Annotated in this window: 13 protein-coding genes and 1 pseudogene; 7 read left to right on the top strand and 7 right to left on the bottom strand. The window is 67.2% G+C overall.

From position 1 onward, the window contains the following. Positions 1 to 37: 37 nt before the first annotated feature. The 3 genes from F1D05_RS43190 to F1D05_RS27990 are packed head-to-tail and all read left to right on the top strand — an operon-like array spanning position 38 to position 5137. The gene (locus F1D05_RS43190) at positions 38 to 577 is read left to right on the top strand and encodes an FG-GAP repeat domain-containing protein (protein ID WP_428995040.1); all 540 of its coding nucleotides are present in this window, start codon (positions 38 to 40) and stop codon (positions 575 to 577) included. Further along, a complete protein-coding gene (locus F1D05_RS27995; protein ID WP_206685852.1) occupies positions 525 to 3302 on the top strand; it encodes an AbfB domain-containing protein in 2778 nt (925 codons plus the stop codon). Before F1D05_RS43190 ends, F1D05_RS27995 begins: the two co-directional genes overlap by 53 nt. 2 nt (positions 3303 to 3304) lie before the next feature. After that, complete coding sequence (locus F1D05_RS27990; protein ID WP_185443436.1) at positions 3305 to 5137, top strand: glycoside hydrolase family 76 protein; 1833 nt, start codon at positions 3305 to 3307, stop codon at positions 5135 to 5137. A gap of 57 nt (positions 5138 to 5194) precedes the next feature. On the opposite strand, the gene F1D05_RS27985 is transcribed toward F1D05_RS27990, so the two are convergent. From F1D05_RS27985 to F1D05_RS27975, 3 genes are all read right to left on the bottom strand, one after another. Beyond that, positions 5195 to 6481, bottom strand: coding sequence for a hypothetical protein (locus F1D05_RS27985; RefSeq protein WP_185443435.1), 1287 nt, complete (start codon positions 6479 to 6481; stop codon positions 5195 to 5197). After that, complete coding sequence (locus F1D05_RS27980) at positions 6478 to 6984, bottom strand: SigE family RNA polymerase sigma factor (protein ID WP_185443434.1); 507 nt, start codon at positions 6982 to 6984, stop codon at positions 6478 to 6480. The genes F1D05_RS27985 and F1D05_RS27980 overlap by 4 nt, the downstream gene beginning before the upstream one ends. A 337-nt stretch (positions 6985 to 7321) precedes the next feature. Continuing rightward, on the bottom strand, positions 7322 to 7852 hold the full coding sequence (locus F1D05_RS27975) for a TetR/AcrR family transcriptional regulator (RefSeq protein WP_185443433.1): 531 nt from the start codon (positions 7850 to 7852) through the stop codon (positions 7322 to 7324). A gap of 91 nt (positions 7853 to 7943) precedes the next feature. On the opposite strand from F1D05_RS27975, the gene F1D05_RS27970 reads away from it, so the two are divergent. From F1D05_RS27970 to F1D05_RS27960, 3 genes are all read left to right on the top strand, one after another. Further along, on the top strand, positions 7944 to 8921 hold the full coding sequence (locus tag F1D05_RS27970; RefSeq protein ID WP_185443432.1) for an aldo/keto reductase: 978 nt from the start codon (positions 7944 to 7946) through the stop codon (positions 8919 to 8921). Between the two features lie 156 nt (positions 8922 to 9077). Continuing rightward, positions 9078 to 9575 (top strand): DUF2505 domain-containing protein, encoded by a 498-nt coding sequence (locus tag F1D05_RS27965; RefSeq protein ID WP_185443431.1) that lies wholly within the window; start codon positions 9078 to 9080, stop codon positions 9573 to 9575. 104 nt (positions 9576 to 9679) lie between these two features. After that, positions 9680 to 9877: a hypothetical protein gene (locus F1D05_RS27960; RefSeq protein ID WP_185443430.1), complete on the top strand. Its 198-nt coding sequence runs from the start codon at positions 9680 to 9682 to the stop codon at positions 9875 to 9877. Between the two features lie 70 nt (positions 9878 to 9947). Here the strand turns inward: F1D05_RS27960 and F1D05_RS27955 are convergent, their stop codons facing one another. Continuing rightward, on the bottom strand, positions 9948 to 10829 hold the full coding sequence (locus tag F1D05_RS27955) for an alpha/beta fold hydrolase (protein ID WP_185443429.1): 882 nt from the start codon (positions 10827 to 10829) through the stop codon (positions 9948 to 9950). A gap of 157 nt (positions 10830 to 10986) precedes the next feature. Between F1D05_RS27955 and F1D05_RS27950 the strand changes: the two genes are divergently transcribed. Next, positions 10987 to 11634 (top strand): TetR/AcrR family transcriptional regulator, encoded by a 648-nt coding sequence (locus F1D05_RS27950; RefSeq protein ID WP_185443428.1) that lies wholly within the window; start codon positions 10987 to 10989, stop codon positions 11632 to 11634. Between the two features lie 156 nt (positions 11635 to 11790). Here F1D05_RS27950 and F1D05_RS42255 read toward each other — a convergent pair whose 3' ends face one another. From F1D05_RS42255 to rox, 3 genes and pseudogenes are all read right to left on the bottom strand, one after another. After that, the gene (locus tag F1D05_RS42255) at positions 11791 to 12708 is read right to left on the bottom strand and encodes an aldehyde dehydrogenase family protein (RefSeq protein WP_281388766.1); all 918 of its coding nucleotides are present in this window, start codon (positions 12706 to 12708) and stop codon (positions 11791 to 11793) included. Positions 12709 to 12784: 76 nt separating this feature from the next. Continuing rightward, positions 12785 to 13420 (bottom strand): annotated as a pseudogene (locus tag F1D05_RS42250) (aldehyde dehydrogenase family protein); the annotation flags it as partial. A gap of 228 nt (positions 13421 to 13648) precedes the next feature. After that, on the bottom strand, positions 13649 to 15076 hold the full coding sequence (gene rox / locus F1D05_RS27940; protein ID WP_185443427.1) for a rifampin monooxygenase: 1428 nt from the start codon (positions 15074 to 15076) through the stop codon (positions 13649 to 13651). Between the last annotated feature and the right edge of the window lie 51 nt (positions 15077 to 15127).

The following is a 15127-nucleotide window of genomic DNA, read 5'->3' as shown; positions in this document are numbered from 1 at the left end:
ATCAACGCGAACGGCTCCGTCTCGGCGTGGCTGAACCGTGGTGGCGACGGCCCGCGGTGGCTGGTCGTCGATCGGCCAGGTCGCCGCCGGAGTGACCACCGATCAGGCGCAGGTGAGGTTCGCGGATTTCGACGGCGACGGCAAGACGGACTACTGGACGATCGCGGCCTCCGGTGCCGTCCAGGTATGGCTCAACCGTGGCGTGAACAACTGGTCGGCTCTCGGCCAGGTGGCAACCGGTACGACGACCATCCGGTCGACCGTGCGGTTCGCCGATCTGGACGGAGACACCCGGGCGGACTACAGCACGATCGCGGCCGACGGATCCGTGCAGAGCTACCTCAACCGTGGCGGCGACGGCCGAGGTGGCTGGCTTCTGCTCGGCAAGGTGGCGACCGGGCTGACCACGACGGCCGACCGGGTCTCGTTCAGCGACTTCACCGGCGACGGCAACGCCGACTACGCGATGGTCGATCCGGCAACGAACGCGGCGACCGTGTACTCCTGGGCAGGTGGTGACGGCCATGGCGGCTGGATCGGCCTCGGCCAGGTCGCTACCGGCGTACAGGTCGGGTGACGACATGCGACGTTGGCTGATCCTGTTCATCTCGTTGCTCCTGGCAACACTCTCGGCAACCACCGCACTGCCCGCGACCGCGTTCACCCCGAAGCCGCCGCGGCTGACCACGCCGTGGACCAACCAGGTATCGGTGACCAATCCGCTGCCGGAGTACCCGCGCCCGCAGTTGACCCGGACCGACTGGCAGAGCCTCAACGGGGTCTGGCAGTTCGCGCCGGCTGCCACCCTCGACAGTCCGCCGACCGGGTCGAACCTGGCCGAAGAGGTGCTGGTGCCCTACCCGATCGAATCGGCACTGTCCGGCATCCAGCGGCACGAGGAGCGGATGTACTACCGGCGGACCTTCACCGTGCCGGCGAGTTGGTCCGGCCAGCACGTCCAGCTCAACTTCGGCTCCGTCATGTGGCAGTCCAAGGTGTGGGTGAACGGCACGCTGCTCGGCAGCCACGAGGGTGGCTACGACGCGTTCTCGTACGACATCACGTCCGCGCTGCGGGCCGGGTCGAACGAGATCATCGTCGGCGTCTGGGCGCCGGTCGACACCCAGGACATTCCGCTCGGCAAGCAGCGGCTGAACCGCGGCGGCATCTGGTACACGCCGTCCTCGGGCATCTGGCAGACGGTCTGGTTGGAGCCGACGGCTGCGACGCGGATCACCCGGCTCGACACCACACCGAATGTGGCCGCAGGCGGGCTCGACCTCGTAGTACAAGGGTCATCCGCTGGGCAGAGCGTGCATGCGCAGGTCCTGTCCGGCGGCCAGGTCGTCGGTGAAGCGAGCGGCACCACCGGTGCTCAGTTCCGGGTGCCGGTTCCGAATGCGAGGCTCTGGTCCCCCGACGATCCCTTCCTCTACGAGCTGAAGGTGACCCTCGGCAGCGACGCCGTCGGCGGGTACTTCGGGATGCGGTCGGTCGGCAAGGCGATGCTGGGCGGCGTACTTCGGCCGACGCTGAACGGGAAGTTCGTCTTCCAACTCGGCACCCTCGATCAGGGCTACTGGCCGGACGGCCTCTACACCGCGCCGACCGACGACGCCCTGCGCTTCGATCTCGAACAGCAGAAGGCACTCGGCTTCAACATGGTCCGCAAACACATCAAGGTCGAATCGGCCCGCTGGTTCTACTGGGCCGACAAGCTCGGCCTGATGGTCTGGCAGGACATGCCGGCGCTGGTGGCCGGCCGGAACGCGTCGGCGACCGGCGAAGCGCGGTACGAGACCGAGCTGCGCCGGATGGTCGACAACCACAAGGGCATCACCTCGATCGTCCAGTGGATCCCGTTCAACGAAGGCTGGGGCGAATTCCAGGCCGGCAGGATCACCGACCTGGTGAAGTCGCTGGACCCGACCAGACTCGTCAACCACAATTCGGGCTCCAACTGCTGCGACTCCGATCCCGACCCCGGCAACGGCGACATCATCGACGACCACATGTACGTCGGGCCGGCGGTGGCCCGAGCGCCCTCGTCCACGCGCGTCCTGCAACTGGGCGAGTTCGGTGGCCTCGGGCTGCACGTACCCGGGCACGAGTGGTCGACCGGCGACACCTTCGCGTACGAGATGCTGCCGACGTCCGAGGCGCTGACCAACCGCTATGTCCAGGTCGCCGATCAGCTACCTGACCTCATCACGGGGTCGGGCCTGTCCGGATCGGTCTACACCGAACCGACCGATGTCGAGGACGAGATCAACGGGTTCTTCACCTACGACCGGCAGGTCCACAAGATGGACTTCGCCAAAGTCCGCGAGGTGAACCTCCGCGTCCTCGCCGCCGCCAACGGAACCAAGCTGCCGACCGGCAAGCTCGTCTCGTTCCGGGTCACCACCCCGAACTACACCAACCGCTATCTCCGGCATGTCAACGGCGTCGCGGGTACTGAGGTCGTCGATGCCAACAGCAACCAAGGTCTCAAGCAGGACGCCAGCTTCTGGGTCAGATCCGGGTTGTCGAACAGTGGTTGCTACTCGTTCGAGTCACGCAACTTCCCCGGCCAGTACCTGCGCCAGCGCGACCTCCGCATCTACAAGGAGGCCAACTCCGGTGGCACCTTCGCGGCCGACGCCACGTTCTGCACTCGCCCTGGTCTGAGCGGCGGCGGTACGTCGCTGGAGTCGGCGGCCCGGCCCGGCTTCTTCCTACGGCACCGCAACTCCGAGGTCTGGCTCGACGCCGACACGGGTGGCTCGTACCGCGACGACGCCACCTGGAACCTGGTACCAACCTGGTGGAAGAGCGGCGCTGACCTCAGTGTCGGGCAGGTCCGGACGTTCCGCGTGACCACGGCCGGCTTCACCAACCGAGTGCTCCGTCATCTGGACGGCAACGCCCGGACTGACGTGATCGACGCGAACAGTTCGCTCACCGACCGGCGGGACGCGAGCTTCGTGATCCGGCCTGGTCTGGCAGACAGCACTTGTTACTCGCTCGAGTCGCTGAACTTCCCTGGTCAGTACCTCAGGCACAGCAACTACCGGCTCTCCAAGGCCACCAGCGACGGCACGGCCACGTTCCAGAAGGACGCCACCTTCTGCGCCCAGCCGCCGCGGGCCGGCGGAGCCGGCAATGTGTCGCTCCAATCGATCAACTACCCCACGTACTACGTGCGGCATGCCAGCGAGCTGGTCTACATCGCCACGAACGGCGGCGCGAACGCCTGGGACGGCGGCAGCAGCTACGACGCCGACACGACCTGGGCCGACCAGGCCGGACTTGGAGGCTGACCATGAGACGACTGCTGATCGCCGCCTTGGTAGCGGCCACCCTGACGCCGGCCGCACAACAGACCGCGTACGCCGTACCGAAGGCTGCCGCGGCGACCGTCTGCTCGGTCTCGTGCGACACTCTCGATCCGTCGCGGGCGCAGGAAGAGACGTTTCCCGTGCCGGAGAAGGTGATCAACGGACGTAGGGTCGTGTTGCACGTGTCCGACAAGGACGCGATGGCGTGGGGCAGCATCGATAACGGGACGGCCGGTAACGCCGTCTGGCTGGACCGCAGCTGGGACGGCGGCGCGACCTGGGACGGATTGTTGGGTAAAGCAACGATCCCGTCGACCTGGACCGGTACGCGGACGCTGATGTACAACCTGGCGGACCCGGTCGGACATCGGCGCGGGCTGATCCGTGCCTGCGGTGACGCGAGCGGCGTCGACTGCACTTCCTGGGTGCACCTGGCCGTCTGCGCTGCGGCTTGTGACGGCAGCGACGGACCCGTGGGAGACAACCAGCCGATCGGCGCGGCGACGCTCGCGAACCGGCGGATCTCTCTGCATTTCGACAATCGCGGGATGGCTTGGGCGGCCCTGGACACCGGCACGGCCGGCGACGAGGTCTGGCTGGACCGTTCCTGGAACGAGGGTGCGTCCTGGGCCGGCGGATCGTCCCTCGGCCGACTCAGCGTCGCGACCGGGGCTGCCTCGGTGAAGACGAAACTGTTTGCCACCACCGATCCGAAATCGCGGTTGGCGGGCGGCGCAGTACGGGCTTGTGGTCGTGCCGTCGAAGGACAGAACGGCGCCTGTACTGCGTGGGCGAGGCCGGCGTCGGATCGGGCTGGTGCCGCCGCTGACGCGCTCGTCTACTCCTATCAGCCGGACACCGCGTGGTGGCTGTCGAGCTGGTGGAATTCCGCGGTCGCCGCGACCACGCTGTTCGACTACCAGCAGCGCACTCGTCGCACCGACCTGCGCTGGATGGTCGACGAGATCTTCACGAAAAACAAGGGCGTCTTCGCGGCCGGGGTCAAGAGCGGTGACGCGCTGGAGGGCAACTTCATCAGCCGCGCGATCGACGACACCGAGTGGTGGGCCATCGCCTGGATCCAGGCGTACGACCTGACCGGGGATCACAAGTACCTCGACATGGCGGGGACGATCGCGAACTATGTCCAGGGCTATTGGGACACCGGGAGCTGCGGCGGTGGTGTCTGGTGGGATCGCGAGCGGACCTACAAGAACGCGATCACGAACGGGCTCTACATCCGGATGACCGCGGCCCTGCACAACCGACTGCCGGGCGACACCACTTGGTTGCAACGGGCAACGACCGGCTGGAACTGGTTCAAGAACAGCGGAATGATCAACTCGTCGAACCTGGTCAACGACGGCCTCACCGGCTCCTGCGCCAACAACGGCCAGACAGTCTGGACCTACAACCAGGGCCTAGCCATCGGCGGCGCACTCGAGTTGTACCGCGCGACCGGCGACAGCACGCTCCTCACGAAGGCCCGGCAACTCGGCGACGCAGCGATGACCTCGGCACTGAGCCCGGGCGGAATCCTCGCCGAAGCCTGCGACATCGGCTCCGCAACCTGCGACGACAACGCGAAACAATTCAAAGGCATCTTCATGCGCTACCTGATGGACCTGGCAGACACCACCGGCGACGCCACCTACCGCACCTACGCCCAACGCCAGTCCGACTCCATCTGGCAACACGACCACGACGCCCTCAACCACCTAGGCCAACGCTGGGCCGCCCAAGGCACCAACCCCCACGACTGGCGAACCCAGGCCAGCGCCCTTGGAGCCCTCCTCGCCGCCACCCCGCGTACTTGACCGCGCTGAAGCGTCCGGCCAGAGCCTGAAGCCCTGACCGGACGCCTGGACGTCCTGCTACTTGTCGAGCTTGGGATCGGTGAGGAGGGTGGTGATCTCTTGTTGGGTGATCGCGTCGGCCGGCAGCTTCTTGCCGGGGTACAGGACGCGGACATGGGCGGAGTCGCCGTCCGGCTGGAGGTAGGTGCCGCCGATCACGTACATCGGGCCGCCCTGGTACGTCATCGCCCGCTGGCCGAATTGCACCTTCTTTCCGTTCGGCAGGGTGACCTCGTGGCAGTCGGTCAGGATCGAGAGCTCCTCACGGCAGGGGCTGACGGCAGTCCTCGCGTCGACGCCGACGTCGACGGTCGCCGTCGCCGTACCCTTGCGCCATGTCATCTCGTAGGAGACTTCCTCCGTGACGTTCTGCAGCTGACCACCGGTGAGCGTGCTACCCGGCAAAGCCCGGACGATGGCGGCACGGAACTCCTTCGCTGACGGATAGAAGCCCTTCAGTGCGTTCTCGCTGGACTGCTCCCCCTTGGTCAGCTTCGGCAGACTGAGTCGGCTGTCCTGGACGAGCGCCAGCAACTGCTGGTCGGTGATCCCCATGTCGTGGACCGGGATCTCGGTGTTGTTGCCGAACAACGTGCTCACATGGACACTGATCCACTCGCCGTCCGGCTGCTGGTAGAGCACATCCGCGAAGTCGCCCTTGCGACCGAATTGCGCCGTCCGGCCGTTCGGCAGCTGGACCGAATGACAGATCACCCGCACATCCGGGTGGGATCCACACGGATCCGGCCTCTGCTTCGCCGGCTGCACCGACAGCGCGACGATCCCCTCGGCGCCCATCTGACCAGGCATCCGCCAGCCGATCCGCTTACCGCCGCTCAGGATCGTGCCCAGCTGGCGGTCGACGGTGAAACCACCGGAGCCGAAGTCCAGGTGTCTCCTGGCGGGATCGAGGTGCGCGTACAGCGCGGCGGCCAGGTTCTGGTTGAACACCGCGTCCGGGCCGGGCACCGGCGGCCCGGACTCCACTGGCACCGGCAGGTCGCCGGTGGTGTCAGGCCCCGGTCCGATGCTGGTCGGCGGCACGCTCGGGGCTGCCGACGACTGGCCGGCGACCGGCCCGCTGTCCGGCAGCGGGCTCGCGCTCGGCGACAGCCAGCTCGTCACTCCGACACCAAGTACTGCGACCGCTGCCACCGCGGCGGTTACGCCACCGCCTGTCAGTAGCCGGCGTCGTCGGAGTCGGCGACGTCCGCCGACCAGGTCTTCTTCCAGTGCTCTGGGCAACAGATCATCTTGCGCGGCCGCGGCCGCCGCGAGGCGTTCTTGCAGTTTCTCGTCGATCATCGGTCAGTTCCTCCTATCGCCCCGAACTGCGGGGCCAGCAAGTCATTGAGGCGCGCAAGAGCGCGCGAGTTCTGGCTTTTCACCGTGCCTGGGCTGCACTGGAGGTCGCCGGCCGTCTCCTCGATCGACATCCCGAGGAAGTGCCGCAGGACCACCACCCGGCGCTGGCCGATGGGCAACGTCGCCAATGCGTCCATCAGCGCCGTTCTGTCCTCGACCGCCGGGGCCTGCACCGCTTGCGGATCCAGGCCCTCCAGCCCGGCTTCCTCCCGGCGCCACGGCCGGCGACTCTCGTCGATGCCGGAGTTCACCAGGATGCGGCGAACGTAGGCGTCGACGTTGCCGGCCCGCTGCACGCGCGGCCAGGCGACGTACAGCTTCATCAGGGCTGTCTGGACCAGGTCCTCGGCCTTGTGCACGTCCCCGCAGAGCAGGTACGCGATCCGCCGGAGCTGCGTTCTTCGTTGTACGACGTACTCACTGAACTGTTCGTCGCGTCCCATTGTGGCTATCCGACCCCCTCGATCGTCCCGTCACCGATGAATACGGGACTCCCGGGCGAGAGGTTGTCAGCTTCGCACGACCAGGTTCCATCGACTTCAAGGATCAGATCTATTTCCTGATCTCGACACGGGGCACTGGTGCCCCGAGTTCGAAGTTGTTTGACAGTGGGCGGTGTTCAGGTGCGTGCATCGGGGTGCTTGAGAAGCGTCCTCGATGCGAAGCATCGTGGATGATTCTCAAGTGCCCCGAGGTGCGTGCCTGGGCGCCGGTCCACGTCAAAGAACTTCGGACTCGGGGCACTAGGTCCGGTCGGCACCGGCGGCGCGGGTCGGTTGGTCAGTTGCGCAGACCGGCGACCAGCAGCTCGGACAGTCGACCCGCGAGCGCTCGATCGCCATCGGCGATCAGGGTGATGCCACCGAGGCCCATCAGCACGTCCTCGGCGGGTACGTCGTCGCGTAGGGCACCTGCTTCGATCCCGGCCCGCAGGAGTACGCCGAGCGCATCGGCCAGCAACTGCCGCGACTCCAGCCGGCGGTCGTCGTCGAGCACTGCCTTGAGCGACTCGGCCATGCCGTGCTTCGTCGCGATGTAGGCGACGAACTGATCCATCCAGGTCCGCAGGGCCGGCATCGGATCGAGCTTCTCGAGCAGCTCAGGAGCCGCCTCGCCCAGCCTGCTCGTCTCGTTGCGGTACGTCGCCTCGACCAGCATCTCCCGGGTCGGGAACCGCCGGTAGAGCGTTCCGATCCCGACCCCCGCCTCCTTCGCGATGTCTTTCAGCGACGCGTCGGCACCATCCCGGGCGAAGGTCGCAGCGGCCGCCGCCAGCAGCCTCTCGTGATTCAGCTGCGCGTCTGCCCGCATAGTGACCTCCCTCGGTGGCCCGGCCTCCCGGCGACCTATCCTGGAATCAACCGGATTCGACTCCGTTTATGAGTATAGGAGTTCCCAGCAGATGAAGTACGTGAAGCTCGGCAGCACCGGCCTGGACGTCTCCCCGATCGCCCTCGGCTGCATGACGTACGGCGAACCCTCGCGTGGCGGCCAGCCCTGGAGCCTGCCCGAGGATGCCAGCCGGGCCGGGATCAAGCAGGCACTCGATGCCGGGATCAACTTCTTCGACACCGCCAACGTCTACTCCGCCGGCTCCAGCGAGGAGATCGTCGGCCGCGCGCTGAACGATTTCGCCGACCGCGACGACGTGGTGATCGCCACCAAGGTCCACGGCACGATGCGCCCTGGCCGGCCGAACGGCGGAGGCCTGTCCCGCAAGGCGATCCTGGCCGAACTGGACGCCAGCCTGACCCGGCTCGGGACGGATTACGTCGACCTGTACCAGATCCACCGACTGGACCGAAGCGTCCCGCTGGAAGAGATCCTGGAGACGCTCGACTCCGTCGTACGGGCTGGGAAGGTGCGCTACCTCGGGGCGTCGTCGATGGCTGCGTGGGAGTTCTCCAAGGCTCTGCATCTGCAGAAGGCCAACGGATGGGCGCGGTTCGTGACGATGCAGAACCACTACAACCTGCTCAACCGCGAAGAGGAGCGGGAGATGCTGCCGCTGTGCCTCGACGAAGGCATCGGCGTCATTCCCTGGAGCCCGCTCGCTCGCGGCCGGCTGACCCGCGACTGGGATGACGCGAGCACCAACCGTTCGGGTGGTGACGCGCGGTCGCAGTCTCTCTACGGGCAGAACTCCAGCGACCCGGAGATCGTCGACGCCGTCGCATCGGTCGCGGCCGATCGCGGCGTACCGCGCGCCCAGGTCGCACTCGCCTGGGTCTCCAAGCACCCGGCCGTCTCGGCCCCCATCATCGGCGCCACCAAACCCGAGCACCTCGACGACGCCATCGCCTCCCTCGACCTCGACCTGACCGACGAGGAGATCGTCCGCCTGGAGGCGCCGTACACACCCCACGGCATCGCGATCTAACCGAACTGCAGCCGCCCGATCTCAAGGTGTCCACCCACCGCACCGACATCTGCGACTAGCCACCGGCGGCTGGTGAGCGGCGACCCCTCCCGCTTTCCTTCCCTGGCCACGGCCGAGCGAGGAGGGTGACTGGTCGGTAATGCCATGATGTGCGGCATGGAGCTGAAGATGTCGGCGTCGTACGACGCGACCCCTGAGGAAGTATTCGCCATCGTCACCGACGCCACCTTTCGTGAGCAGGCCTGCGAGAAGACCAAGGCGTTGTCGTACGACGTGAAGGTCAGCGAGTCCGGCGGCGACACCGTCGTCCGGGTGCAGCGGGAGATGCCGTCCGAAGACGTGCCCGATATCGCCCGGAAGTTCGTCGGCCAGACGCTGACCGTCGTCCAGACCGAGACCTGGCACCCGGCGAACGCGGACGGTTCCCGCAACGCCGACGTCAAGGGCGAGATCGCCAACACGCCGGTCACGCTCAAGGGCACCGCCACGATCAGCTCCACCGGTGGCGAGACGGTCCAGGCGATCAACCTCGACGTGAAGGTGGCCGTGCCGCTGATCGGCCGCAAGATCGAGCCGTTCGTCGTCGAGGCGATCCGCAAGGGCCTGCAGAAGGAGCACGAGCTCGGCCGCGACTGGCATGAGGGCACGAACTGACCGCTCGGCGGCCGGCCCCTGGTGAGGGCCGTGTCGCTGCACGGCAGCCGGGTACTCCGGTGACACTCTGAGGAAGACGAGTTGCCACCGGAGGTGAGCCTGCCATGCGGAAACGCCGGACTCTCACGCAGTCGGAAGACACCCAGTACTGCGTGTTCTGCGACGCCGTGATGCTCTTCGAGCAGGTCGAGGCGGCCGACCACCCGCTGGACGATCCCGCCGGCGAATGGATCTGCGTCGCCTGCGGCACCGCCCTGCTGATCGGCCCGCCCCAGCAGTACCTCCTCCACCACACCGCCTAACCAATCTCTTGCGTCCGAAGAGTCGAGGGTCAGGACCCTCGACTCTTCGGACGCAAGCGGTGTGGGGGCCTCAGAGTGGCGGGCCGAAGGCGCAGATGACCGAGTGGGCGTGCGCGGGGTCGAGTGCGTTCGCGACCAGTTGCGCCACGCTCGGGTCGAAAGCGAGGCCGACGTGGCCGACCAGGTCGAGTGGGCAGGTGTCCTGGACGAACTCGTTACGGACCCCCGGCTCACGGATGAACGACGTCTCGTGCGGCGTCACCAAGAGGTCGACGCGAGAGGCGATCACCGTGTACTTCACCCCCGGCTGGGCGATCGGGCCGGCCGTCAGCTTCTGTACCGCGGAACCACCGACGATGATCTCGTCGCAGGCCGGGCAGCCGTAGTCGCGGAGCACCTGGTCGACCAGCGGCCGGAGCCCGAGATAGTCGCCGACGCTGACCAGACCGCCGAACGTCGTACCGTGCGTGGGCGGCGCGAGCGCGACCACCTTCGCCACCTTGGCGGCGTACCCGCGGACCTTCGGCCCGTAGATGCTCTGGAAGCCACCCTCCGAGTGCCCGACGATGCTCACCTTCGCAGCACCGGTCGACGTACGGACCTGGTCGATGAAGGCCTCGATCTCGGCGGAGGACTGGACCACGGACGCCGTGCCGCCGACGGGGATCGCCGGATTTGCCTGACCGTAAGTCACTGTGAACGCACAGTAGCCCTTGGCCGCGAGGTACGGACCGAGGTATGAGTAGTTACCGGGACCATTACCGCCCAGGCCGTGCAGCAGGACCAGCGGTTCCGGATGCGCGGCGGACGGCTTCCAGGACCAGTCGTCGAAGCCGGCCGAGGGCGCGGCTGTCGTAGTTGCCTGGGCGACGGCGGTCGCGGCGGTTGTTGAGGTGGCAAGCATCGCGGTGGCCAGGAAGGCCAAAACGGCTCGCCTGAGGACTGTGCTCATGACGGCTCCGGAGGATGGTACGTACGGTCGATTGACCGTGCCTTAGGGTAGTGACAAGCTGACTGACAGTCGAGCACGAGTTCAGGTTATGAACAAGCGCTCGTGTTCATAACAGACCGATTGGTTACCTTGGTTCATAGCCGGGTAATTTGCACACATGGGGCGACTTATCAGAGGATTGGACGCGGACGAGCGCCGAGCGGAACGCCGCGAGCAACTCCTCGACACCGCGCTCGATCTGTTCGCGGCCAACGGCTACATCAACACGACGATCGAGCAGATCTGCAGTACGGCGTTCATCGGCACCAAGAGCTTCTACGAGGTCTTCGAGAACCGGGAAGCCTGCTATCTCGCCTTGCTGCAGCGCACGTCCGAGCGGCTCGAGGAGGAGATGGTCGCCGTTGCCCGCCAAGGCGCAGGCAACGAGAAGCAGGCGCTGCCCGCTCTCATCGCCGCCTTCGCGCACGGCCTGATGGACGACCCCCGGGTCGCCAGGGTCACCTTCGGCATCGCGGCCGGGATCTCATCCACGGTCGAACGCCAGCGTCGTACCAACCGCCGCTGGGCAGGCGACTTCCTCGAAGGTATCTGGGACCGGTACGACGGGGTTCTGCCGGCCAAACAGGACGCGGCGGACAAGCGGATGCGCCACGCCGTCGCCATCGGCCTGGTAGGCGGCCTCTTCGACCTGATCTCGGACTGGCTCCTGGACGCCAACCTGAAGTCAGCCAGCGAACTCGAAACCCTGATCGACGACATGACAACCTTCTACATCACCGTCCGCCGAGGCCTAGGCACCCACTAACCCCGGCAAACCCAAAGGAAGGCGCGGGCTACACCTCACGCCTTCCTTTCCCTTCAGGCTTTTAGCCCTGGTGGGAACACACCATCACGCTTTCCTTCCCTCCAGGCTTTAGCCCTGGTGGGAACACACCATCACGCTTTCCTTGCCTTCAAGGCTTTAGCCCTGGTGGGGGTAGCGGTAGTCGGTGGGTGGGGTGAAGGTCTCCTTGATCGAGCGCGGGCTGGCCCACCGGATCAGGTTCCACATCGAGCCGGCCTTGTCGTTCGTGCCGCTGGCCCGGGCGCCGCCGAACGGCTGCTGCCCGACGACCGCGCCGGTCGGCTTGTCGTTGACGTAGAAGTTGCCCGCCGCGAACCGCAGGAACTCGCTCGCCTCCGCGACCGCGTGCCGGTCCTGCGCGATGACCGCACCGGTCAGCCCGTACGGCGCGGCGCTTTCCATCTGCTTGAGCACCTTCGAGTAGTCGCCGTCCTCGTACACATGCACGGCCAGGATCGGACCGAAGTACTCGGTGGTGAAGATCTCGTCGGTCGGGTCGTCGGTGACCAGCAGGGTCGGCCGAACGAAGTACCCCTCGCTGTCGTCGTACGTACCGCCCGCCAGCACCTCGATCGAGTCGGTCTGTTGGGCCCGGTCGAGCGCCGACTTGTGCTTGGCGAAGGCGCGGTCGTCGATCACGGCACCGATGAAGTTCGACAGGTCGGCGACGTCGCCCATCGTCAGCGAGTCGGTCTCGGCCGCGATGTCGTCGCGGATCTTGGCCCAGACGCTGCGAGCGACGTACGCACGTGAGGCGGCCGAGCACTTCTGGCCCTGGTACTCGAAGGCGCCGCGGACCATCGCGGTCTTCACCACGGCCGGGTCGGCCGACGGGTGCGCCAGGATGAAGTCCTTCCCGCCGGTCTCGCCGACCAGCCGCGGGTAGGTCTTGTAGCCGGCGATGTTCTGGCCGACCGTGGCCCAGAGGCTCTGGAAGGTCTTGGTCGAGCCGGTGAAGTGGATACCGGCCAGATCCGGGTGGGTCAGCGCGGCCTTGCTGACGTCCATGCCGTCGCCCGTGACCAGGTTGATCACGCCGGCCCGGCAGCCCGGCCGCCTCGAACAGTCGCATCGTCCAGTGCGCCGCGAACTGCTGCGTCGGGGACGCCTTCCACACCACGGTGTTGCCCATCAGCGCGGGCGCGGTCGGCAGGTTGCCGGCGATCGCGGTGAAGTTGAACGGGGTGATCGCGTAGACGAAGCCCTCGAGCGGGCGGTAGTCGGTGCGGTTCCAGATGCCCGGCGAGGAGATCGGCTGGTCGTTGATGATGGTCCGGGCGAACGCGACGTTGAAGCGCAGGAAGTCGATCAGCTCGCAGGCCGCGTCGATCTCGGCCTGCTGGACCGTCTTCGACTGGCCGAGCATGGTCGCCGCGTTGAGCGTGTCGCGCCACGGGCCGGCCAGCAGGTCGGCCGCCTTGAGGAAGATCGCCGCGCGGTCGTCGAAGGACAGCGCGCGCCAGGACGGGGCCGCTGCCATCGCCGCGTCCACGGCCGCCTTGCCATCGGCCTCGGTGGCGTTGCCCAGGGTGCCGAGCACGTGGGCGTGCTTGTGCGGCTGGACCACGTCGATCCGCGCGCCGCCGCCGAGCCGCTGCTCGCCACCGATCGTGCAGGTCAGGTCGATCGCCCCGGCCGCGTTGAACTCCTTGACCTTCGCCTCCAGGCTGCCCCGCTCGGGCGAACCGGGCGCATAGCCCCGGACGGTCTCGTTGACGGGCGTCGGGACAGCGGTGACGGCATCCATTTCGCGGGGCTCCTCGATCAGCTCAGGTGTACGCCGGGGGTCTGGTCTGCGGGGTGCGGCGGGGATCGCCCACGGCACGGTCGCGCTCCTCATGCTGCCACGCGGAACCCGTAGACCACGAACCCGACTGGTCCGGTCAGGTAATTATCAACCATCGTTACACCCCTGGCAGAATCAGGGTGGTGCACCGGCCCGGCCGGGCGGGCCCGAGCCGGTGCACCCTTCCTGCTAGCCGGCGGCGCCGAACCACTTCGTGAGGTGGGTGCGCAGGTCCTGCTGATCCTCACCGACCCACGCGACGTGACCGTCCGGCCGCAGCAGCGCGGCGGGCACCTCCAGCTCCTCGCTGACATCGACGACGTGGTCGACCCGGTCCGCCCAGCCCTCCACCGAAAGCCTGCCGCCCTGGTCGAGCAACAGTCCACGGCCCTCGTGCATCCGTGCGTACAGCTGACCGTCCTTCAGCTCGATGTCCCGCATCCGCCGGCCGAGCAGCTCAGGCCCCGCGCCGAAGTCGTAGCGGATCCCGAGTCCGGTGATCTTCTCGATCAGGAACCGGTGCACGCCCTCGATGTCCAGCAACTCGGTGATCAACCGCCGGACGGCCTGCGGACCGCGGTCGGTCGACATCAGCTCGCCCTGAACCGTGGTGTTCTCCAGTACTTCGGCAGCCACCGCGTGCCGCTCGGTCTGGTAGCTGTCGAGCAGGTCCTCCGGCGCCCACCCGGCGACCGCCGCGGCCAGCTTCCAGCCGAGGTTGAACGCGTCCTGGATCCCGAGGTTCAGGCCCTGTCCGCCGAGTGGCGGGTGAACGTGCGCCGAGTCGCCTGCCAGCAGCACCCTGCCGACCCGGTAGCGCTCGGCCAGCCGGGTGGCATCGCCGAAGCGGGACAGCCACCGCGGTGAATGAATGCCGAAGTCGGTCCCGGCGTACCGCTGCAACTGCTGCTTCATCTCCTCCAGCGTCGGCGGGACGGCCCGATCCTCGGCCACCACCTCGGCCGGTACGACGACGCGCCACAGATCGTCGTTGCCCGACGGCCCCGCGCCGACCCACAGGTTGGTCTTGCGGATCTCGGTGACCACCGCGGTCAGCTCCTCCGCGGGCATGGTCACTTCCATCTCGCCCAGCAGCCACTCGTGGTGGGCAGGCTCTCCCGGGAAGCCGATGCCGAGCAGCTTGCGCACCGTACTGCGACCGCCGTCGCAGCCGACCAGGTAGCGCGAGCGCAACTGCGTGCCGTCGGCCAGCTCGGCCGTCACGCCTTCGTCGTCCTGACTCACTCCGACCACTTCGCAGCCACGCCGGATCTCCGCGCCCAGCGCGATCGCGTGCTCGGTCAGCAGCCGCTCGGTCGTGGTCTGCGGAATACCGAGGGTGTAGGGATGCGTGGTGTCCAGCTGAACCGGCCGCTTGGCGCCGATACCGGCATAGAAACTTCCGACCGGGTACGTCTTACCGATCGTGAGGAACGGCTCGACCAGACCACGCTGGTCCAGCACCTCGATACTGCGCGCGTGCATCCCGAGCGCGCGAACCTGCTTGGTCGGCTCCATCTCCCGGTCCAGCACCACCACGTTCACACCGTGCAGCCGGAGCTCCCCGGCCAGCATCATCCCGGTCGGCCCGCCACCGGCAATGATCACGTCGAACATGCGACCCCCAAGGTTGATCGCCTATTTTTTGACCGCCTTCGCGGTTCGGGG

Source organism: Kribbella qitaiheensis (genome assembly GCF_014217565.1).
In the GTDB taxonomy this organism is placed as follows: domain Bacteria; phylum Actinomycetota; class Actinomycetes; order Propionibacteriales; family Kribbellaceae; genus Kribbella; species Kribbella qitaiheensis_A.
This window is presented reverse-complemented; position numbering and strand designations above follow the sequence as displayed.